The 22,736-nt window shown below is 50.6% G+C and carries 13 protein-coding genes; all 13 read right to left on the bottom strand.

The annotated features are described in order from the left end of the window. Positions 1-222: 222 nt before the first annotated feature. The 13 genes from BMY16_RS11450 to BMY16_RS11390 all read right to left on the bottom strand — a co-directional run bounded on the left by BMY16_RS11450 (position 223) and on the right by BMY16_RS11390 (position 22,632). The gene (locus BMY16_RS11450) at positions 223-1,680 is read right to left on the bottom strand and encodes an MFS transporter (RefSeq protein ID WP_091842589.1); all 1,458 of its coding nucleotides are present in this window, start codon (positions 1,678-1,680) and stop codon (positions 223-225) included. Between the two features lie 2 nt (positions 1,681-1,682). Then, entirely contained in the window at positions 1,683-2,687 is a 1,005-nt protein-coding gene (gene kduI / locus BMY16_RS11445; protein WP_091842588.1) for a 5-dehydro-4-deoxy-D-glucuronate isomerase, read from the bottom strand. Between the two features lie 28 nt (positions 2,688-2,715). Continuing rightward, positions 2,716-4,089 carry a PTS galactitol transporter subunit IIC gene (locus BMY16_RS11440; protein ID WP_091842586.1) on the bottom strand — a complete coding sequence of 458 codons (1,374 nt, stop codon included), beginning with the start codon at positions 4,087-4,089 and terminating at the stop codon, positions 2,716-2,718. A 113-nt stretch (positions 4,090-4,202) separates the two neighbouring features. Next, a complete protein-coding gene (locus tag BMY16_RS11435; RefSeq protein ID WP_091842585.1) occupies positions 4,203-5,864 on the bottom strand; it encodes a DUF6377 domain-containing protein in 1,662 nt (553 codons plus the stop codon). Between the two features lie 202 nt (positions 5,865-6,066). After that, positions 6,067-8,292, bottom strand: coding sequence for a glycoside hydrolase family 3 C-terminal domain-containing protein (locus BMY16_RS11430; protein WP_091842583.1), 2,226 nt, complete (start codon positions 8,290-8,292; stop codon positions 6,067-6,069). Between the two features lie 333 nt (positions 8,293-8,625). Then, on the bottom strand, positions 8,626-10,074 hold the full coding sequence (locus BMY16_RS11425; protein ID WP_091842582.1) for a hypothetical protein: 1,449 nt from the start codon (positions 10,072-10,074) through the stop codon (positions 8,626-8,628). A gap of 264 nt (positions 10,075-10,338) precedes the next feature. After that, the gene (locus tag BMY16_RS11420) at positions 10,339-11,571 is read right to left on the bottom strand and encodes a glycoside hydrolase family 5 protein (RefSeq protein ID WP_091842580.1); all 1,233 of its coding nucleotides are present in this window, start codon (positions 11,569-11,571) and stop codon (positions 10,339-10,341) included. Then, positions 11,568-12,923, bottom strand: coding sequence for a family 16 glycosylhydrolase (locus tag BMY16_RS11415; RefSeq protein WP_091842578.1), 1,356 nt, complete (start codon positions 12,921-12,923; stop codon positions 11,568-11,570). The genes BMY16_RS11420 and BMY16_RS11415 overlap by 4 nt, the downstream gene beginning before the upstream one ends. Before the next feature lie 3 nt (positions 12,924-12,926). Then, entirely contained in the window at positions 12,927-14,285 is a 1,359-nt protein-coding gene (locus tag BMY16_RS11410) for a hypothetical protein (RefSeq protein WP_139207211.1), read from the bottom strand. A gap of 33 nt (positions 14,286-14,318) precedes the next feature. Next, positions 14,319-15,875 carry a RagB/SusD family nutrient uptake outer membrane protein gene (locus BMY16_RS11405; RefSeq protein WP_091842575.1) on the bottom strand — a complete coding sequence of 519 codons (1,557 nt, stop codon included), beginning with the start codon at positions 15,873-15,875 and terminating at the stop codon, positions 14,319-14,321. A gap of 27 nt (positions 15,876-15,902) precedes the next feature. Further along, positions 15,903-19,091 carry a SusC/RagA family TonB-linked outer membrane protein gene (locus tag BMY16_RS11400; protein WP_091842573.1) on the bottom strand — a complete coding sequence of 1,063 codons (3,189 nt, stop codon included), beginning with the start codon at positions 19,089-19,091 and terminating at the stop codon, positions 15,903-15,905. A gap of 238 nt (positions 19,092-19,329) precedes the next feature. Beyond that, positions 19,330-21,798, bottom strand: coding sequence for a bifunctional UDP-N-acetylmuramoyl-tripeptide:D-alanyl-D-alanine ligase/alanine racemase (locus BMY16_RS11395; protein WP_091842572.1), 2,469 nt, complete (start codon positions 21,796-21,798; stop codon positions 19,330-19,332). A gap of 21 nt (positions 21,799-21,819) precedes the next feature. Next, on the bottom strand, positions 21,820-22,632 hold the full coding sequence (locus BMY16_RS11390; RefSeq protein ID WP_091842570.1) for a GSCFA domain-containing protein: 813 nt from the start codon (positions 22,630-22,632) through the stop codon (positions 21,820-21,822). Between the last annotated feature and the right edge of the window lie 104 nt (positions 22,633-22,736).

Raw genomic sequence — 22,736 nt, 5'->3', positions numbered from 1 at the left:
GCAAAGATACGGCGATTTTGGACTGAATACAAGTATTTGGGTGTTTTCTTGGTTCATTTGTTGCGACAGGGTGGGGGATTTGCGACAAAGGAGCGGAAGGGGTTTCGATTTTGTCGGAAGGACATAAAAACAATCATCCCCAGCCATCACGGTTGGGGATGAGGTTGGCTCGCTTGGAGCCTTTATGTAATTCAGTGAATTTGTTTTGTTTTCGAAGTTTGTTTAGTCTTCGAGGACGATGGGCTTGTACTTCGGTACGAGCGTCTTCATGATGCACCAGCCGATGAGGTAGGCCACAGCGCAGATGCAGAAGACTACCATGTAGGCTGCGGGTTTGCCTTCGAAACCGAAGAACTGGAAGGCGCTGCCCTGTCCGGCTGCCCAGGTGAAGAATTCACCAGAGCCCATGTTGATGGCCATGGAACCGAATCCGCCAGTCATCGTGCCCAGACCCACAATCGTACCGATGGTGCTCTTGGGGAACATGTCGCCAATGGTGGAGAAGAGGTTGGCACTCCAAGCCTGATGACCTGCACCGAGCAGACCAATGAGGATGGCGGGCCACCAAGCGCTATAGGCACCAAGCGGCTGGGCCAGCAGTCCCAGTACAGGGAAGCAGGCGAAGATGAGCATGGCACGCATACGACCCAGATAGGGGTTCATGCCTTTCTTGTCGACAAAGTAGGTGGGCAGATAGCCACCACCGATGGAGAGCACCGTCACAATGAGGTAGAGGGTGAAGATGAGCATGATACCCATCGTAGAGTCGGAGGTGTAGCCATACTGGTCGCTGAAGTAGGCGGGTGCCCAGAAGAGGAAGAACCACCACACGCCATCGGTCATGAACTTACCCACGAGGAAAGCCCAGGTCTGACGATAGCTGAAGCACTGGAAGAACGGGATGGCTTTTTCTTCTTTTACCTTGTCACGATCCTGCACTTCGGCGATGTCGATATCCTGTTCGATGTAGTTGAGCTCAGCCTGATTGACGCGCTTGTTCTTGCGGGGCTTCTCATAGAGCCACATCCAGAGGCCCATCCAGATGTATCCCAGCACACCGATGATGATGAAGGCCATCTCCCAGCCCCAGGCGCGAGCCAGCAGGGGAATGGTGGCAGGGGCTGCCAACGCTCCTACAGAGGCACCGCTATTGAAGATAGAGGTGGAGAAGGCACGGTCTTTCTTGGGGAAGTATTCGGCTGTGGCCTTGATGGCAGCAGGGAAGTTGCCTGCCTCACCAACGGCGAGGATCATACGACAGCTGAGGAAGAGCCATACCGAGATGGTGGCGATGGCTATAGCGGCATCGCTGCCTGCCTGAACGGCGCGCAGGGCCTCGATAGAGTCGTAGCCCTCGATGTTCATGGCCACCCAGCCGCATCCGGCATGCATGACAGCACCCGTAGACCATACGAAAATGGCAATGAGATAGCCTTTCTTGGTGCCCATCCAGTCGATGAACTTACCTGCAAAGAGGTTGGCGATGGCATAGAAGAGCGAGAAGAGACCAGTGATCTTGCCATAGTCGGCATCGGTCCAGTGGAAGTCGACGGCAATGAAGTCTTTCCATGTTAATGACAAGACCTGACGGTCCATATAGTTAACGGTGGTTGCCAGGAAGAGCAACGCACAGATGACCCAGCGGAAGTTGGACATCTTGGTAGTTTGTACAGGTGTCATAGTTATCTGATATCGATTACGGGAATGTTGTCTTTGTCGTTATAGTAGAGGTTCTCACCAGCCATACCCCAGATGAAGGTGTAGTAGTATGTGCCTGCTGCAGCGTGCATGCTCCACTCGGGTGACATGATGGCCTGCTCATTGTGCAGCCATACTACGCGGCTCTCTTCGGGCTGGCCCATGATGTGGGCGATGGTCTGCTCCTGAGGCAGGTTGAAGTAGTAGTAGGCCTCGATGCGGCGACCATGGGTGTGAGGCGGCATGGTGTTCCAGGCAGCACCAGGGTTGAGCTGTGTCAGACCGAGCTGCAGCTGGCAGGGACCTTCCTCGAGCACATCGTTGACGATGAGCTTGTAGACGGTGCGGTTGTTGCACTCTTCGAGACTTCCCACAGGTCCCCAGACGGCAGCCTTGAGCGAACCTTTACGGCCGTCGAGGGTGATCCACTGGGTCTTATAGTGCTGATGGGCCGTAGCGGAGTTGAGGTAGAACTTGGCAGGCTTCTTGGCATCCTTTGAGCGGAAGAGCACTTCCTTGTTGACATCCTTGTCTTTGGCGATATGGCCACGACCAATGTAGAGGGCTTCTTTCGGTGAGAGGGCATACTCCTTACCGTCGACGATGACCACACCGTCGCCCTCGCCACAGTTGACGACGCCGAGTTCACGATTGTACATGAAGTATTTCTCCTTGATGTTGTTGTCGACATCGAGGCCCAGCTCCCAGAAGTTCTCGAGCTTGAGGGTCTTGGCTACTGGCATGGCGCCGCCGAAGATGAAGCGGTCGTAATGAGAGTAGGTGAGGAGGATGGAGTCGGGAGCCATCACCTTTTCCATGACAAAGCGCTCGCGGAGCAGCGGGGTGTCGTAGTGTTTCACGTCTTCAGGATGGCAGGCGGTCTGGAACTTCACATGCTGTGCGCCTACGAACCTGTCGGCTTCCTGTGCCTGGGCAGCAGAAAGCGAGAGGGCCATTGCCCCAACGATAGTTAAAATTGTCTTCTTCATAATTGTTGTTTATTTCAATATTCAATATTCAATCTTCAACAGTCTTCTTCTCGTCTGCCACGATGCGCTTACGATTGATAAACACCATGGCGATGGTGATGAGCGACAGGATGCCTGCACCTACATAGGCCAGACTGTCGACACATTTATAGATGACCCATCCGAAGAGGCTCGACGCGAAGTCGATGGCACCAGCCTGGAATCCCTCAGGAATCTTGGCGGCAGGATCCTGCGTCTGGGCATAGACCGTCTGGGCTGCCTGCGTAAAGGCGGGGGCCATATCGGTGACGAACCACAGGCCGATGCCTACGGCCACGATGCCGATGATGAGCGTCTTCACCACATTACCCTTGGTGTAGGGGAGTACCATCACGAAGACATAGAACATGCCTGCGAGCGAGGCCAGTGGAAGGAATTCGTTACCAGGCAGGGCGACAGCCATCAAGAGGGCCAGGGGAATCAGTATCAGCGAGGCCACGAGGGTCGTGGGATGACCAATGACTAGTGCTGGCGACATGCCGATGTAGACTTTCTTACCAGCCCACTTCTTCTGAACCACCTCCTGCGTCTTCTCAGCGATAGGTTTCAGACCGTCGATGAAGAGCTTGGTGATACGGGGGATGAGCTCCATCACAGCACCCATCGTCACACCGAGGAAGAGCACCTTCTTGATGTCCAACTGGGCCACAGCACCAATCAAGGCGCCTACAATCACACCCAGCACGATAGGCTCACCCAGTACGCCGAACTTCTTCTTCAGTCCCTCGGCATCGATGTCGAGCTTCGAGAAGCCTGGAATCTTGTCGAGCAGCCAGTTGATGGCGATGGCGAAGGCCGTAAAACTCTGACAGAAAGGCTGTGGGATGGAGATGCCATCCATATCGTCGTAGTAGCCCTGGAACTTCTCGGCTGTGAGGTCGGCCATCACCAATGTGATGATGTAGCAGACAATGGCGGCGAAGTAGCCCCATGCCAACGACTGGTCCATGACGAAATATGCCACAGCGCCAATGAAGGCGAAGTGCCAGTAGTTCCAGAGGTCGATGTTGACCGTGCGGGTACATTTGGTAATGAGCAGCAGGAAGTTGACGCCCAGACAGATGGGGATGATGAGTGCGCCAACAGCAGTGTTGTAAGCCACAGCTGCAGCTGCGGGCCAGCCCATGTCGAATACACCGAGCTGGAGGTCGTAGAGCCGTGAGATTTCCGACAGTGGACTGCCGAAGTTATTGGTCAGCAGGGCTGTGACGATGCCGAGGCCCACGAAACCTACACCTACATAGAGTCCTGACTTTAGTGATTTTCCGAACTTCATACCGATGCAGAGACCGATAATGGTAAACAGAATCGGCATCATCACCGAGGCACCAAGACTGATAATGTAACTAAATACTTGTTCCATTTATTTGTTTTTTAATTAGTTTTTTAGAATTTTGTCGCTGCAAAGGTACAAAAAAATAGCGAAACGCCATGCATTTCGCTTTCTTTTTTTACGTTATCGTTATCGTAAGCGCCTTACTGCAGCATGCCGAGCAGTTTGACACGGCGCTCGAAACTCTCACGATTGTCGAGGGCTCCGTTCTTGATACGGGCACGATAGTTGTAGATGGTGTTGACGCTGTAGTGGAGGAATTCGGCAATCTTCGACGAGTCTTCGATGCCCAGACGGATGAGTGCGAAGATGCGGATTTCTGTTGCCAGGCGGTTCTCTTCCTTGGGGTGGATCTGCATCTCGGGCTGGAGTAGGGCATTGAAGTCGTCGACGAAGTTGGGGAAGAGGTGGAGGAACACGGAGTCGAAGTTCTGCAATAGCTCTTCCAGTTCGTGTTCTTTCAGTTCCGTAGACTTCGACAGGCGGAAGAGCTCGTCGAGTTCCTTGTTCTTCATCTTTTTGTTGACCATCTTGCGGTAGTCGTCGAGTTTGTCGATATACTGTGAGCAGAGGCTCATGAAGCGTCCGATGTATTCTTCCTTGACACGATTGGTTTCTGAGAGTTGGCTGTTGACCATTGATAATTGGCCATTGAGGGTGGAGAGCTCGTCTTTCTGGGCTGAGAGCTGGGTGTTGAGGGCTGAGAGTTGGGCGTTGGATGATTTCAAGGCATTGCGGGCGGCATCCAGCTGTTTGTTACGACGGTGGAGAAAGAGGAGTACACCCAAGAGCAACAGGGCGAGGATGCTCACCACGACCACCGATGTCCAGAGCACCTTTGTATTACGGGATACGGCTTTTTGATAATTGTTTTCGATGACATTGAGAATCGGCGTAATCTGCCAGGAGCGCATGCGGGTGTTGAAACGGTTGTTGCAGTCCCAGGTGAAACGGATATACTTATACGAGCGGTCCAGATCACCCTCGTCGTTCAGGATCTCTGCCAACTGCAGCAGCGACGCCTGATCCATGACGGCGTGGCGGATATCGCTGAGGGCCGACTGCGAAAGCCAGTAGCGCATCTCTTCCTGATCCTCGCTCACCAGCCAGCGGTAGTAGCAGGCAATGGCATAGTCGCGACTCTCGGGGTTGGTGCGCTTCAGCCACTGATCACTCAGTCTGCGGCCTTCCTCCAACTGCTGGCGACTCTTCAGTTCCTGGATGCGATACATCAGATAGTCAGGATGCTGATGGTCGATCATCGCGAAGAGGGAGTCGCGATAGACACGCTGTTTCTCGTAATAGCTGTCCTGCATCGAACGGATTTTCGAATAATACCCCAGCTCGCCATACACATGCATCTGGGTCGTATAATAGTTCTTCAGACCCACACTGTCCAGTTTCTGTTTGTCTACGGTCTTCAGGAAAAGGAGCGCCTCACTGTAATAACCTACGGTAGAGCACTGAAAAGCCCTGAGCACCCTGCAGTTTCCTGCCTGTGCGGCATCCCCCAACTTGGCAGCCCATTGCTCGGCCTCGTCGACATAATAAAGCGCAGAGTCGTTCATAAAGGCCTTGTAGAGCTCATAGAGTCTGAAAGCCAGCTTGAATTTATCCTCTGGCGTTACTGCCTTGACATACTGCTGGCGCTGCTCTTCTATCTGCGTTTCGTATTCAGACACGTATTCGGGCGAGTGGTTGATTGCCTCGTCGATCTGCTGATAAACAGACTTAATATCATATTTCTGGGCCGTTGCCGTTAACCCTAACATCAGGGCCAATAGTAAAAGTAGTTTCTTCTTCATATGAAAAGTTAGTCGTTGGTTCGGCAAAGGTAAGCAATTATCATCATAAAACCAAATAATTATCAAAAAAAATAAAAAAAGGAACGAATACATCACGCACTCGTTCCTCTCGGTTAATCTTGAAAACTACTTTTTACTACTAACTAATTAACTAACTATATCATAAACCGTTTAATACTAATTAATACCTAAGTATGAGAGATTATTTATTCAAGTTGAAAGAACAGCGGGCAGGGAGATTGTCGGAGGCTGTACCAACGAGTGCCTCGAAAACACCTGGCTCTGCTACCCACTCGCCACGCGTCTCATCATAGAAGCTGAGGGCCTGACGGTCGATGGTAAGACTTACCTGCTGGGTCTCGCCAGGCTGGAGGAAGACCTTCTGGAAGGCCTTGAGCTCCTTGACGGGGCGATCGACAGACGACTTCTTGTCGCTGATGTAGAGCTGGACGGTCTCAGCACCAGCCACGCTGCCTGTGTTGGTGACGGGAATGGTGAAGGTGAGCTTCTCGTTGGCCGTCATCTGCTGCTTGTCGGCAGAGAGCTTGCCCAACTTAAAGGTGGTATAGCTCAGACCATGACCAAAGGCGAAGAGCGGCTTCAGCTTCTGCTTGTCTGTCCAGCGGTAGCCCACGTAGATGCCTTCCTTATATTCCTCGTCGATGATCTGATGATCTTCGCGCCATACACCTGGGAAGGCGTTCAGTGCATGAGCACCGCACTGCTCCAATCCTGTGTACCAGGTGAAGGGCAACTTACCAGAGGGATTGACATCGCCTGCCAATACACTGGCAATAGCCTCACCAGCCTCGGAACCTACAAACCAACCCTGAACGACAGCGGGCACTTTGGAGAGCCAAGGCATGGCGACACCATTACCACTAATATTAACATAAACCAAATTAGAATTTGCAGAAGCCAGAGCTTCGATGAGACGATCCTGGGCGTAAGGCAGTCCGTACTGCTGACGGTCATGACCCTCACAGTCCTGATAGTTGCTCTTGTTCAGTCCGCCAAAGAGAATGACGACATCAGCCTTCTTTGCCTTCTCGACGGCTTCGGCAATGAGAACATCAGCAGAGCGCGTCTCGTAAAGCGAGCGGCCTACCGTCACACCATTATAGCTCTGAACCGTATCGCCCACATAACCACGGGCAAAGTCAACCTCAGCCCCCTTGAAGCGATCGCGGATACCATCGAGGGGCAGGATTTCCTTCTGCACCTTCAGCGAGGAAGAGCCTCCGCCAACGGTCATCATCTTGATGGCATTCTCGCCAACCACGAGGATACGCTTGGGCTGTTGCAGAGGCAGCAGGCTGCGATCATTCTTCAGTAGTACGATGCCTTCCTGGGCAATCTTCAAGGCTGCCTCGTAATGACTTTCGGAGCAGAGGAAACCATAGGGTTTCTGACGATTCATCGTGGTGCGATAGAACAGGCGCAGCAAACGACGTACTTTCTCATCGAGTTCCTTTGTGGAGAACTTGCCTTCCTGGATCAGCCGTTTATAGGGCAGCGCCAGATAATAGCTGTCGTAGGCATTGGTGGCACCCATCGTCAGACCATCGGTCCAAGAGCCGAACTCCAGGTCGAGGCCATTGGTGATGGCTTCTTCAGTGTTGTGGCAGCCTCCCCAGTCGCTGACGACAACGCCATCGAATTGCCAGTCGCGCTTCAGAATCTGGTTCAGCAAAATATCATTGTGACAATTGTGTTGGTTCTTATAAAGATTGTAGGCGCCCATGATACCCCAAGTACCTGCTTCGGTTACAGCGGCCTTGAAGGCGGGTAGATAGATCTCGTGAAGGGCACGATCGGAGATGACGACGTTCACCTGATGGCGGAACTCCTCGTCGTTGTTCAGGGCATAGTGCTTCACACAAGCAGACACTCCTTTTGACTGGAGTCCTTGAATATAAGGTACTACCATGCGCGAGGCCAGCCAAGGGTCTTCGCCCATATACTCGAAGTTGCGGCCTCCGAGCGGGGTGCGGTAGATGTTCACACCAGGACCGAGAATCATGGCCTTGCCACGATAGAGGGCTTCTTCACCAAGACTTTCACCATAGAGACGGGCCATCTGAGGATTCCAGGTGGCAGCCAGACAGGTGAGGGCAGGGAAGGCCACACAGGAGTCATTAGACTGTCCTGCCTGAACCCATTCGTCCCACAGCACATCTGGACGTACGCCATGAGGGCCATCATCTGTCCAGAAATCAGGGAATCCCAAGCGCTTCACGCCAGGACTGGAGAATTTACTTTGCGCGTGGATGACAGCAATCTTCTCGTCGAGCGTCATCCGCGAGAGCGCATCTTCAATACGCTGTTCCAGAGGCTGCGACTCATCGAGATAGACGGGTAGCACTTCCTGTGCTTGAAGGCTGGTCGTTGCGAGGAGCGACCATAGAGCAATCGTCAGTTTCTTCATTGTAGTTTCGATTTTTGTTTCGATGGTGCAAAGTTACACATTTATCACATATATTAAAGTATATATAAATAAAAATGTGGATGCGCCAAGACATTCTATAGATGTAAGTTGTTCAATATAAGTATATTACGTATTTTAGTCCATCCCGTTAAAGTGGACGGGATATAGAGGTGTAAAATGTACAGTTATCATGATTCTATAATTGCGTTTCATCTCGTTTCCTCGTTTTAAAAAAGGAGGGGCGTCAGCTCACGCGGGCACCCCTCATGAAAAACTAACTCATTAACTACTAACTACTATAAAACCAATTATGAAGTATAAAAACGAACTATTTTATTCTTCTGTAGGGATGTAGAACCAGTCAGCGGGTACACTCTGGCGCTCAGTCATCCAGCCCTGTGAAGGATCAACTGCGATGATCATCGGAGCCTCACCTGCCTTGGGGAACTTGACATTGTTGTAGACACCATTATTGTCCATCTGCTGCACCTGAATGCTGATGTTATGATCACCTGTGAGACCTGTCCAACCCGTTACGTTGTCGAGTTTCAAATCCGGGCTTGTCTGGAAGGTATCCTGACCACCGGCAGCAAATTCCTTATTGCCAATCTTTAGGATGAAAGGTAGACGGCCACCAAGGTGACGGATGACGGCCTCCTGACGCTTACCCTTCTCATTCCATTTAGTCACCACACCGTTGGTATAGGTAGGACTAATGGTTCGGATCTCAGTCACGTCGACCACGATATCGTTGAAGTCGAAGTCATCGGTAGCACCAAGGTCTTCAATCATATAGCGTACGGTCTTCACCTCTTCGATCTCTTTGCCCTCCTCGATCTTGATGGGTTTCGGAACAGTCTTACCATACACCAGGAACACTATGTCATTGCAGTCCCAGTCAGAGTCTTTCAGATCAGCATCCTCACAGCCGATGATCATCACCTCATTGTCCTCAGCGATATTGTCGGGACGGGGCACATCCTGCAGGGCGAGCATCTGACCCTTCAGCGAAGACTCATGGGCACCTACATTATTCATCTCATGATATTTATCATCCCAGACACCGCTACCTGATACCGTGACATTCAGGTAAAAGTACATCTCAGCACCCACGCGGAAATCGTGGAAAGTAAAGGGGATAGAACGCACGGCTGTCACCAGATTCTGGCTACCATCGGCAAGCCACTTGTCACTGCCATCGGTATTATAAAGACTATTCCAGTTTTCCCAACTCTGGCCACCACCATGCAGGTTATGCCACTCGTCGCTGTCACCATCCTTGATCTGGATATCACCTTTCTGAATCTCACTATTGGATTTCTCCCATACCAGATAATCGACGCCATCCACCACGACGTGGAGGTTCCACATGGCTCCTGCCTGACCCTGATAAATGGGGATAATGGTGAAGTCGTTGCCTGGAACGGTCATATAGAAAGGATTGCCCAATTTGCGATTGTCCTGTCCCTCCACGAGTTGCTTGTGCATCCACGAAAGCGTGTTATTATCTACCTCGTACCAACTACCTTTAGTAATACCACCCTCACCTGCACGTGTGCGAGCCTTATTTCCACTACCAAGGCGATAGTCGCTCTGTTTCGTGCTGTAGTCCCAGCTCTGGTTCAGATCTACGTTGGGATACTTCTTGGTGAAATTCTCTGCATAGGTTGCCTTTGCATTCTGCTCGATGGCAGATGAGTCAAACAGGTCGGCGTTTTTGGTACAAGCCACCATCGAAGAGGCGGCGATGACCATCATCATTGTTTTTACGTTCGTTTTCATTTTTCGATAATTTATTAATGAATATTGTTATTAAATTGTTGTCTTGTTTCGACGGTGCAAAATTATAATGTTTTTCAAGACGAAACAAGGGCATATAAAGCAGAAAGTGGATTGGTGCCTATGGTCGTAAAAACGCAACATTCAGGAATACAGGCATTTACGGGATTCTGCCTTCCATTATAAAGTGGACGGTATATTGAGGTGTAAAAAATACATTTTTCCACTTTGGGCATCAAAAAAGCGGCTCCGGAGAGCCGCTCTTTATTATTTCTGGAGTCCCATCGTCTGGATGTAGTCCGTCTGAGGCTTGCAATGCTGGAACTTGCAGTTCTCTGCAAACTCGCTGAGCAGTCGACGGAAGGTCGGCTGATCGGGACGCGCCTCGCGCCACTCCTGATAGGTGTTGCGTGATGTCTCGGAATATTTCACGACGATGCTGTCCCATCCCTCAGGGCGCTGGATGCCGTTCATGCAGGAGCCATCGACCTTTTTGTAGGGCCAGAAGGTGTAGCCGATGTTGGCTTCCTTCAGCACCTGCACCATCTGGCGCTGCCACTCGTCGGTGTTATGGCCAAATTCGCCCATATACATAGGTAGCTGTGTCTTGTCGCGAAACTCGATATAGTCCTTGATGGCCTCTTTCGTAGCCTCGCCGCCATAACGATGACAGGTGTACATGATCTTCTGGTCGAACTTCCAGTCGTCGAACATAAAGAAGAAGCTGTTCCAATGGGCACCTCCCAACAGGATGATGTGATTCTGGTCTACCTCGCGGATGGCCTTCACACAGCGTTTGTAGAGGGGCTGCAGCATCTGGTAGAGCGAGTCCTTGTTCTCAAAGTAGTGGGCGATGGGCTCGTTCATCAGCTCATAGCCAAGGATGGTGGTCTCGTTCTTGTAACGGTCGGCAATCTCGCGCCAGATGTTGCAGAAGAGTTGCTGCGAGGGCTCGCTTTCGTAGATCCAGGGATAGCCGTAGCCATCGTCGATGTTGTCGCCCGTCTGACCTCCAGGACAATCATGCATGTCGAGAATCAGATAGAGATGGTTGGCACGGCACCAGCTGACAACGCTGTCGATACGCTCATAGCCGTCTTTCTGGCCTGTCTGCCCCATATAGTCCTCATCGGTAAAGAGCTTGTAGTTGAAGGGCAGACGGATGGTGTTGGCACCCTGCTGTGCAATGAAGTCGATGTCGGCCTTCGTTACATAATTGTCCTTGAACTGCTGCCAGAAGTCGGCCGTGGCATCAGGCCCCACTGCTTCCTTAAAGAGCAGGTCGATCATCCAAGCCGAGTTCGTGCGGCTGAAACCGAACATATAGCCCTCGGGATTCAGCCAGTTGCCGAGGTTTGTACCCTGAATAAACAACTTTTCACCATTAGGCTGAATAAGATCAGCACCCTGTATGGTAACAAATCCTGCCGACTGCTGCACTTCCTTCGAGGCGCAGGCAGTCAACAGGAGCATGGTAAAGTATATAATTGATTTCTTCATTTCTGGAATACACGGATATAGTCAATTTTCATTGTGACAGGAAGTGCACTGTCGTCGACACCCTTATAGCCTCCCCAGTCACCACCCCATGCGAGGTTCAGGATAACATAGAAAGGATCGTCGTAGGGCCAGTCGTCGCGGCCAAGGCCACGGTTGTCATAAGTAAGCTGAACCTCTCCATCGACATAGGTCGTGATATTCTCATGTGTCCACTTGATGGCATACACATGGAAATCGCTTTCTGCTGTTGCACACTTCATCTCATGGGTCACCTGCGTATTGTTGGAGTGTACATGCGCATTGGCATGAAGACTGGAAGACACGTAGTTGGCATTAGCCCCAACCTCTTCCATAATGTCTATCTCACCATCGGCAGGCCAGGAACGGAAGTGCACAGGCATCATCCAGAAGGCTGGCCACGTGCCCTTGCCAACGGGCAGTTGGATGCGGGCTTCTATATACCCATAGGTCCAGCCTTCGTTCACCTTAGCATACACACGGCCAGAATACGGGATACCACCTTGCTTGAAGCAGTTGATGCGCAACTTACCATCGACGAGTTCTGTCACCCGACGGCCTGCTATTTCACCATCGACATAAGTCTGAAGCTCATGATTCACCCATCCGGCAGGCTTCACCTCATGTGTCCAGTCGCTGCCAAGTACAACGCCTTCATTGAACTCGTCGTGCCATACCAGGTGATAGCCTTCGGGCGAAGTAATCTCCGTCACCTCGGCAGACTCTTGGTTAACCTTGATAGTCAACTGTTGCGTTCCATTATCAACAGTCACGCTGCCATTGCGTGAGTGTTTCTCTTCATTGACTGCTGTCGTAACAATGAGGGTCCCCTCGCCATCCTTGGCTGTCTGAATCCAACTGTCGGAAGCTGTAGCCGTCCATTGGCCACCACCAAAGACACTGACATTAAACGACTCACCGCGCGAAGAAGTACTGAAGTATGTCGTACCGATCTTCAATGGGGCCGCCTGACTGACAGTGACTACAGCCGTTGCATTACCAGAAGAAAGCTGAACGGTGGCAACTCGCGGAGCGTTACCTTCGTTTTCCTTAACCTTGATGCTTAACACGGCTTTCGAGTTGACAATTGGAGAAACAGAAGCTTCTACCCAAGAGTAGCTTGGAATAGCAGAGAGTGAAGTGGCATTACATGTAACATTCACCTGATAGGTGCCGCTGACTGCAGCAACTGACAGTTGGTCACTCTCAATAGAAATTGATTCTGCAGAGGGCTGAGGCATTGGTGTGGGAGAGGAATCATCCTCCCCCGCACTACATGCCATCAGGGCTGCAGAACTGAGCCAAAGCGAAAATATGATGAATATTTTCTTCATCGTTTATTTGTGCTCGCCCAGATAAATGCCGTAAACCTTTATCTTCGTACCTGCAGGTGCACCTGCCACATCGAGACAGAGCTGGAAGCCAGAGTTGAAGCCATCCTGCTCAGTATATACGAACGACTTGGGAACGTTTGCAAACATGTCATGACGGTCGGCAGCGAAGAATACATCGTCGTTATCATTCTGCTGCGGTTTTACTGTCATACCAGGAATGTCGTGATCGGCAACCACTACTACAGAGAAATCCCACTTCTTGCTTGCGCTGACCTTTGCATCAGGGAAGCGCAGATGCATCTGTCCCTGCCACTGATCACTACCCATGCCTGCGGGCACGATAAGCTCAAAGAGCTCTGCTGTACCTTCTGCCTGAGGATTCAGACCACCTGACCAGTCGGATGGTGAGAACCAGAACTCAGGATTGAAGGTGGCTTCCTTCAGGATATTGGCATCGTTCTTATAGTCGAAGGCCCAAGTGTCACCAGTAGCATTGGCAGCATTGTGCTCAGTCAGGAACACACGCTTCACAGTAATCTTTGTACCAACGGGAGCACCTGCAAAGTCGAGCGCAAGTTTGAATGGTCCGTCGAAACCAGCACAGCTAGCCAGTGAGATAACATTCAGACCCTTCTTCACCTTATGGCGGTCGGCAGACAGGAACGTATTGTCGTCACCATCCATCTGAGGCTTCACTGTTACACCGTCACCTGCGAAGTCGGCTGATGACTCGATAGCAATAGAGAAGTCGTAAGTCTTGCCTGAGCTGAGACGGGGACCGTTGCCATTGAGGTGTACCTGTGCCTGCCACTGGTCACTACCTGTGTTTGCAGGAATGACAAAGTTCAGACCGCTGTGGATATCACCATCAAGACCGGGATCCAAACCACCTGACCAATCAGAAGGTGAGAACCAACTGCTGTACTCAGGCTTCCAGTCTTCAAGCAGGTCGTTTCCTTCAGTAAAGCCGAGCCACTGCAGGTTCTCGTCAGCTGTAAACCAGTCGACATCCTTCGTCCAGGTAAGCATCTTCTGATCACAACCAGAGAAAGCATACAGGAATGCAGCTACCGTACCGTTTGACTTGACGGTGATGCTGGTAGAGGCACCAACGGGGAACTCAGACAGTTTGGTGCCGTTGGTAGAGAGATAATAGGTGACACCCTGCAACTGCTGTGAGTTGTTGGTAAGGGTGAAGGTGGTCTGCTTGGCCTCGTCGGTCTGTGTGACGTTCCACGCCAGAGCCTCCTGGGGAATCTTAACGCCACCTAAGCTGTGGTCGTCGTTGTCCTGCGGGTTGCAGGAGGTGAATCCTGCAAGCGCAAGGCAAGCTATCATTGTGCTATATATAATCTTTTTCATAACTGTTTACTTTTGATGTTTCACTTCTCACTATTAATTGTAGCCAGGATTCTGCTTCAGAGCATACTCTGTACCTGAAGTCTTGTCAATCTCAGACTGAGGAATGGGCAGATACTTGTTGTGCTCATCCCAAGTACGAACTGACATATGCTCGGCATCGTTCTCAGTCAGCACGGAAGCTGCATCACCCCAGCGAACGAGGTCGTAGTAGCGATGACCCTCACCAACGAATTCATAGTGGTATTCGTTTTTGATATCCTGAGCAGTCGGGTTGGCAATATCGTGAATATTGTCACCGAATGCACGACGGCGAACCTGGTTGAAGCACTCCTTGGCAGAAACACCCTGCTGTTCGCCTACACCATTCATGATGACCAGCTCGGCATAGTTGAGCAGTGTCTCGGCATAACGGAAGATGCGAAGGTTATTACAATAGTTCAGATCCTGATCACCTACAGGCTTGCGATAGTCGAAACGGGCAGCATACTTCTTGAAGAAGAGACCTGTATCCTGGAAACGGGGACCGTAAGAACCGACGGTACGCCAGTCGTTGATAGAACCATCACGACGTGTATCACCAGCAGCAAACATCTCATAGGTAGAAACGCGGACTGGGCAGAATCCCCAACCGTCACGATAGATACCTGAAGGATCGTTCAGACCATTAGGAGAAATGAAAGCGGGAAGGTTGGTACCATAACCCTGCCAGCCACTTGACCAGGTCTTACCTTCACCCATCTGGTTGGTCTCAAAGATCGACTCACTGCAGAATTCACGCTCATTATCCCAGAGAGCATTGAAATCGGGATAGAGCTCAAACTCGCCACTGTTGATGATGGTTGCCAGATCGTTGGCCACCTCCTGATATTTAGACTGATCCTTCTGATACATCACGACACGGGCCTTCAGCATCAGGGCAGCAGCACGGCTAACACGGCCCTTGCCATTTTCTGAAGCATCGTTGTTGGTAGACATCGGCAGAACACCAGCCTCAGCAGCAACATTCACATCGCTGATGATCTGTGCATAAGCCTCATCAGGTGTAATCTGCGGAGCCATATAATTGGTGGCAGATGTCAGAGGCTCTGTAAAGAAAGGAATGCTTCCGAAATACTTCCAAAGCATATATACATAGTAAGCGCGCAGGAAGTGTGCCTCTGCATTGTACTGCTTAACACGGTCGGAAGGCTGCTCAATACTTGCACAGGCATTGATCACCGAGTTGGCACGAGCGAAACCTGAGGTATAGATGTTCCATGAACCCGGGAGAGTGTGGAGACCATCGGCCTGGAACAGCGACATATTGTAAATCTGCAGCTGGTCACCAGCATCACCGCCACCCTTGTAGCAGTCATCGGACTGAACGTCGGCAATTACACAGTTGGACTCATAGTTATTGTTGGCGTAGGAGTCGAACAACAGAATCTGATAAACTGCAGCCAGACCAGAATTGATGGATGCCTCAGTGGCAGTACCACCATCAGCCAGTCGGTCGGTAGGCAATGACTCCAGGAAGTCGTTACCGCAAGATGTCAGCGTCATACCTGATGCCAACATGGCTGCCATTGCTAATACTTTATATATTTTCATAATGCTTTTTTTCTTTAGATGTGATGATTAGAATGTAATGTTAGCACCTACGTAGATAGTACGTGACTGCGGGTAGATACCCTTATCGACACCCATTGCTGTAGCAGAAGCACCATCGCCACCACCAAGTTCAGGATCGAAGCCGTCGTAGCCAGTGATTGTCAGCAGGTTCTCTGCCGATACATAGAAACGCAGACGCTGGATAGAAGCCACGCGGGTAAGATTCTGAGGCAGAGTATAACCCAGCTGGATGGTCTTCAGGCGCATGTAAGAACCATTCTTGATGAAGAGGTCAGATGACTGCCAGTTACCGTTGGGGTTGGCAGAAGTCATACGGGGGATCTTATTGCTGGTGCCCTCACCATGCCAACGATCCATAATCCAAGACGGACGGTTCATGGCAGGAACGTCACCACGCTGTGCGAAGTCGAATACATCGTTGCCTAAGGTTCCTTGGAAGGCTGCATTGAAGTCGAAGCCCTTCCACTCAGCACCAAGTGTGAAACCGAAGGTTACATCGGGAGCACCCTTACCAATCTTCGTACGGTCACCAGAACCAATAGAACCGTCACCGTCTACATCAACGAAACGTACATCACCAGGATGTGCATTTGGCTGGATGAGTCCGCCATTAGCATTGGTATAGCTATTCACCTCGTCCCAGTTCTGGAACAGGCCATTGGTCTTCAGACCGTAGAAGTAAGGCCATACATCACCATTCTTGGCATGTACATATGTACCTACACCACCAGCACCAGCACCTTCATAATCTGTCTCACCCGACTCGTTGCCGAGGTCAACCATCTTATTCTTCAGGATAGAGATGTTGCCATTGAAATAATAGCTGAAGTCCTTCACATGGTCTTTCCAACCGAACTCAAACTCATAACCCCAGTTCTCCATCTTACCGAGGTTACCCATCGGTGAACTCTGGCCAATATAAGTAGGAACGGGCATATAAGCCAGCATGTCCTTAGTCTTTTTCTTGAAGTAGTCGAAGCTGAAGCTCAGGCGGCTGTCGAAGAAACGGAGGTCAACACCGAGGTCGATCTGCTCAGAGGTTTCCCACTTCACGTCAGGATTGGCCACACGACCAGGAGAAGAACCATATACCATCGAGCCATCGTTGGTCTGTGATTGGGGATTATAGCTACCACCGAAGTAGTAGTTCTCACCACCGTCCATCAGAGACATATAGAGGAAGTTACCGATAGAGGCATTACCATTCTGACCCCAAGAGGCACGGATCTTCATCACATTGAACCAGCTGGGCTTCACTTTTTGCAGATAAGGCTCGTTGAGCACGTTCCAACCAAGAGATACGGCAGGGAAGGTAGCCCACTTGTTGTTGGTACCGAATACAGATGAACCATCACGACGCAGTGTGAACTGAATCATATAGCGCTCATCGAAGTTATAGTCCAAACGACCGAAATATGAGGCCAGAGAGGCCTTGTCGTAACCACCTGTACCACCACTGACACGCTCCTCGGAACGGTCGGCAATAGCGTAGTCGATATTAGCCTTCAGAGGGTCGGTATCGAGCAACTGGTAGTCGTTACCTGAGAGATTCCTATAGGTGTAACGGTTGGCAGACTGACCAAGGACAACGGTCAGATTGTGTTTCTCTGCGAAAGTCTTCTGATAGGTCAGCACGTTTTCAACCTGCCAACGGAAGCCACGGTTCATAGAACTGCTAACCCAACTCTGATCAGTGTGGGCCATCGTGCCACGATAATCCTGCATGCCATAGCCATCGTAACCCCAGAAAGCGAGGTCAGCGCCATAGCTGCTCTTGAACTTTAGACCAGGGAGAACATCGAGCTCTGCATAGAACGAAGCAACGAACTTATCTTCATTGTTATAACCATGAGCAGGCTGATTCAGGGTAGCTACGGGGTTCGTCAGCTCCTGGAAACCAGTGGGAGGCAATGAGAACACGCGTCCGTTCTTTGTAATAGCATAGGGCTGCTCGGCCAGCAGGGCCTTACCCTCTTCTTCTGAGAGGTAAACAGGCTGCAAGGGCGAGAATGTCAGGGCTGAGCCAAGAATTGAGCCGTATTCTGTATTGGTTGTGATACCAGAACTCTTGGCACGAGAGTAACCTACGTTCACACCTACCTTTAATTTATTAAGGAACGTGCGATTGTTTGCCTCGAATACTGTGTAGGTGCTGTTGCTGCGGAGACTCCAACGGTTGTAGTTTGAACGGTCGTAGTCACCACCGACGATACCTTCCTGATCGAAATATCCGAGAGAAAGGAAGTAGTTCATCTTGTCATTACCACCACTGACACTTACCTGATGCTGCTGCACAGGGGCATTGTAGTTGAACACTTCGTCCTGCCAGTCTGTTCCATTTCCCTGGAAACCAGCGATGTAGTCGGCTGAGTAACGGGGCACGTTGCCGTCGTTTACCTGAGCCTCGTTCATAATCGTCATATACTGCTGGGCATTCAGCACAGCCTTTTTCTTCCAGGGGTTCTGCCAACCGAAGCTGACATCATAATTAATAGTGGTCTTACCAGAAGTACCGCTCTTCGTAGTAACGAGTACCACACCATTGGCAGCGCGGGCACCATAGATAGCTGCAGAGGCAGCATCCTTCAGAATCTCGACAGAAGCGATATCGACAGGATTCAGATAGCTGATACCACCCTCAACGGCCATACCATCGACAATGTAGAGGGGGTCTGAGTTGTTGACAGAACCACTACCACGAATGGTGAACTTCGAGGCTGATCCCGGCTGACCAGATGCCTGAGTGATCTGAACACCGCTGACCTTACCTTTCAGGGCATCCTCAATACGTGAGGGGCGGGTCAGGTTCAGATCGTCGCCTGTTACCTTTGAAATAGCTGCAGTCACAACGCTCTTTTTCTGAACACCGTAACCAATCACGACTACATCATTAAGAACCTGCGCGTCCTCTTTTAAAGTAACGCTCATCAGATTCTTTGCCTTCACCTCTATGGTCTGATAACCAACGTATGAGATGACCAGCGATGTACCTTCTGCAACCTTGATAGCGAACTGACCATCAATGTTGGTGATAGTCGCATTCTGAGGCTGCGCCTTCTCGACAACGGTGGCACCGATGACCGGATCACCGTTCTCGTCAATCACAGTACCCAGGATTCCTGAGAAGTCCTGAGCGAATGATGCCATAGACACCATGAGTGCCAACAACATCGTCAAAAACCTGCTTTTTTTCATACTTTGTTTGTTAAAATTTAATTATAAGTTAGAATTTACCTCTTTATTTGGTTTTCTGGTGCAAAATTAGATAAAATAGGAATCGATTTTTGGACGATTAACCCAAAAAGTGGATTAATATCATATTATAAAAAAAGTAACGGCCTGAAAGATAGGTCGTTACTTATATAATGTCTCTACTAAAAAGTGGACTAAATATAGAGGTGTAAAAAGTACATCTTATGCCTTTTTTTGTATTTTAATCCTGAAAATATACACGTTTTACACGATTCGAGACCCCTGTCATGATCTCATAGGGGATGGTATCGAGTGTGTCGCTGAGAACGGTCACTGGCAGATGCTCTCCAAAGATCTCCACCTGGTCACCTTCAACGCAAGGAATATCCGTCACGTCGATCATCGCCACATCCATACAGATGTTACCAACATACTCCGCCTTCTGGCCTTTCACCAGACAATAGCAGTTCCTATTGCCCAGATGACGGTTCAATCCGTCGGCATAGCCAATGGGGATGGCGGCAATCACCGAATCGCGCTCAATCTTGCCTTTCCGGCTGTAGCCGACCGTCTCACCCTTGGGCACATTGCGCAGCTGCAGGATGGTGGTCTTCAGCGTCGAGACTGTATGCAGGATATGATTATCGCGCGGATCCACACCATAGAGGCCGATGCCCAGACGACACATATCCATCTGGCGCTCTGGGAAGTGCTCGATGCCTGCTGAGTTGTCCATATGGCGCAGGATGCGGTGGCTGAAGGCAGCCTGCAATTTCTCACTGCCCTCCTGGAAGAGTGCAAACTGCTGGGCAGAGAAATCGTCGAAGCCATCGCTGTCGGATCCCACGAAATGGCTAAATACCGAGCGGGGGATAATTGCTGTCTGGTGCTTCAGACGGTCCACCAGCTTATAGATGTCGTCCACAGGGTCGAAGCCCAGACGATGCATGCCTGTATCGAATTTGATATGTACGGGCCAGCCTGTGATACCTTCCTTACGAGCAGCCTTGATGAGCGCATCGAGCAGACGGAAACTGTAGACCTCAGGCTCCAGGTCGTAGTCGAACATCGTCTTGAAGGCTGTCATCTCAGGATTCATAATCATGATATTCGACGTGATACCAGCCTTTCGCAGGGTGACACCCTCGTCGGCCACAGCCACAGCGAGATAGTCCACACGCTGATCCTGTAGCGTCTTGGCGATTTCGATGGCACCAGCTCCATAAGCGTCGGCCTTGATCATGCACACCATCTTCGTGTCGGGCTTCAGGAACGAACGGAAATAGTTCAGGTTGTCCACCACCGCATTGAGGTTTACCTCGAGAATGGTCTCGTGTACCTTCTGTTCCAATAGTTCCGTAATCTGGTCGAAGCCAAAGTTGCGGGCTCCTTTCAATAGGATGAGCTCATTGCGTAATCCCGTGAACGCCTCACTGGAGAGGAAATGGGGTACGTCGGCAAAGAATGCCTTATCTGCAATTTGTATTTTGTCGGCCTGGGCTGAGAGCTCGGGACCAATACCGATGAACTTGTCAATACCGCGCTTCACCGCCAACTCGCTCACCTGGGTATACAGGGCCTCGGGAGCCGTACCCGACTGATAGATATCACTGAGCACAAGGGTTTTCTTGGTGGCTTCACGACGGTTCATAAAGTCGAGGGCGATGTCGAGGGAGTTTACGTCATTGTTATAGGAGTCATTGATGATCACACACCCTCTCTGTCCAGGCTTCACCTCCAGGCGCATGGCAACAGGCTCCAGCTTTGGCATACGGTCGGCAAGCTGACTGGGCGTCACGCCCATATACAAGGCCACCGCCGCACAGGTGATGGAGTTCTCTATCGATGCTTCGTCGATAAAGGGGATGGTATAGCAATTCTCTTCGCCTTGCCAGATATAGGTGATCCGCATACCCTTCACCTCCTTCACAAAGAAGGCGGCCTGCTCGTCGCACATCGACCATGAGATTTTTTCTCCTTTATAGTTCATCCTACGGATACAGCGGCTCACGATATCATTGTCCGAGGGATATACCATCGCCTCGGTATCGTGCATCAGCTCCAGCTTCTCCATACACTTCTCTTCCATCGAACGGAAATTCTCCTGATGGGCAGGCCCCAGTGTGGTCAGCACGCCGATGGTGGGCTGGATGATATCCCTCAGGGCAAACATCTCGCCAGGCTGACTGATGCCTGCCTCGAAGATACCCACCTCTGTCTGCTCGTTCAAGAGCCACACACTTAGGGGCACACCAATCTGTGAGTTGTAACTACGGGGTGAACGCACAATCTTCTGTGAGGGCAACAACAACTGATAGAGCCACTCCTTTACCATCGTCTTACCATTAGAGCCTGTAATACCCACGATGGGCACGTTGAACTCGTCACGATGGCGTTCGGCCAGTCGCTGTAGGGCTGCCAGTGGTGAAGGTACAACCAGGAAATTAGCGTCTTTCATGCCCTCTGTGCCGTTGGCATGAAACTCGAGGATTCCCTTCGCATCGACCACGAAGTTTCTGACACCTCTGCGATAGAGGTCGTCTATATAACGATGACCGTCGTTACGCGATGAGCGCAGGGCGAAAAACAAAGTCTCCTCAGGAAAACAAAGTGAACGGCTATCAGTCAACAGCCATCCTATCTGGGCATCGGCCTCGCCAATCCTGCGAGCGCCAATCAGTGTGGTTACTTTCTCAATCGAATATTTCATTTACCTTTTACTTTATTACTTTTATATTGCAAAGGTAGGGTATTTTTTCTGTAACTCGGCTACTTTTAACATAGTTTTATCCATAAACGCCCGATATTCTTCCGAATCGGGATGAAACGGCTTATGATTCAGAGCTGCTTTCAAGGGCGCCCAAGCTTGCAGGAACGCCTTGGCCTCGTCGCTCAGGTAGGTCTCCTGAAGGCGTTGCCAAATATATTCCACCGCCTGTTCCGACGGGTGCAACATATCCTCGGCATAGAATCGGTAGTCGCGCAACTCGTCATTCACAATCTCATAGGCGGGGAAATAACAGACTGAAGATTGAAGATTGATAATTTTTTCGATGGCCAAGAGCAATGTCGCTTTTGAAAGTTGCGAGCCGTGATAGCCGTATTTGCGATAGCGGATGGGGCTGACGGTGAGCACAATGTGAACGTCAGGATTATGTTGGCGCAGGATGTCGATGGCACGCTGCAGGTAATCAGCACATTCGTCGACGGTAAGTTCTTCTTCTGTGAAAAGCGATTGGGGGCGCTTCTGACAGTTATCCACGATTTCGCCTGTTTCATTTAGACGATAAACATGATTGGTACCAAGGGTGAAAAAGGCGGTTCTGACAGTTGATAATTGACTACTTGATAATTTCTCGACCGTATGGAGGATAGATGCAGGGTTATACATTACGCCAAAGGGATTGACTGTGGCGCGGAACTTTTCTTCCCTGAATCGCGAACCAATGTTGTCAGCAAAGCACGATCCTACGAAGAGCATCTCCTCGCAAGCCCCTATCTTAAACCCAGGGTCCTCAACATCAACAACGGTTCTGAATTCCATCCAATCTTCAATCTTCAATTTTGATGTTTCACATCGAGCTCGCTCACGTTCGACATAGCTTAAGCAAGCTTAGCTCTGTTCTCACTTAATCGCGACCTTCAATC

Origin of the sequence: Prevotella sp. ne3005, from assembly GCF_900110085.1 — a bacterium.
In the GTDB taxonomy this organism is placed as follows: Bacteria; Bacteroidota; Bacteroidia; order Bacteroidales; family Bacteroidaceae; genus Prevotella.
This window is presented reverse-complemented; position numbering and strand designations above follow the sequence as displayed.

Coding starts and splice junctions, on each gene's coding strand:
- BMY16_RS11450 (WP_091842589.1), bottom strand. CDS start 1,680: ATGACACCTGTACAAACTACCAAGATGTCCAACTTCCGCTGGGTCATC.
- kduI (WP_091842588.1), bottom strand. CDS start 2,687: ATGAAGAAGACAATTTTAACTATCGTTGGGGCAATGGCCCTCTCGCTT.
- BMY16_RS11440 (WP_091842586.1), bottom strand. CDS start 4,089: ATGGAACAAGTATTTAGTTACATTATCAGTCTTGGTGCCTCGGTGATG.
- BMY16_RS11435 (WP_091842585.1), bottom strand. CDS start 5,864: ATGAAGAAGAAACTACTTTTACTATTGGCCCTGATGTTAGGGTTAACG.
- BMY16_RS11430 (WP_091842583.1), bottom strand. CDS start 8,292: ATGAAGAAACTGACGATTGCTCTATGGTCGCTCCTCGCAACGACCAGC.
- BMY16_RS11425 (WP_091842582.1), bottom strand. CDS start 10,074: ATGAAAACGAACGTAAAAACAATGATGATGGTCATCGCCGCCTCTTCG.
- BMY16_RS11420 (WP_091842580.1), bottom strand. CDS start 11,571: ATGAAGAAATCAATTATATACTTTACCATGCTCCTGTTGACTGCCTGC.
- BMY16_RS11415 (WP_091842578.1), bottom strand. CDS start 12,923: ATGAAGAAAATATTCATCATATTTTCGCTTTGGCTCAGTTCTGCAGCC.
- BMY16_RS11410 (WP_139207211.1), bottom strand. CDS start 14,285: ATGAAAAAGATTATATATAGCACAATGATAGCTTGCCTTGCGCTTGCA.
- BMY16_RS11405 (WP_091842575.1), bottom strand. CDS start 15,875: ATGAAAATATATAAAGTATTAGCAATGGCAGCCATGTTGGCATCAGGT.
- BMY16_RS11400 (WP_091842573.1), bottom strand. CDS start 19,091: ATGAAAAAAAGCAGGTTTTTGACGATGTTGTTGGCACTCATGGTGTCT.
- BMY16_RS11395 (WP_091842572.1), bottom strand. CDS start 21,798: ATGAAATATTCGATTGAGAAAGTAACCACACTGATTGGCGCTCGCAGG.
- BMY16_RS11390 (WP_091842570.1), bottom strand. CDS start 22,632: ATGGAATTCAGAACCGTTGTTGATGTTGAGGACCCTGGGTTTAAGATA.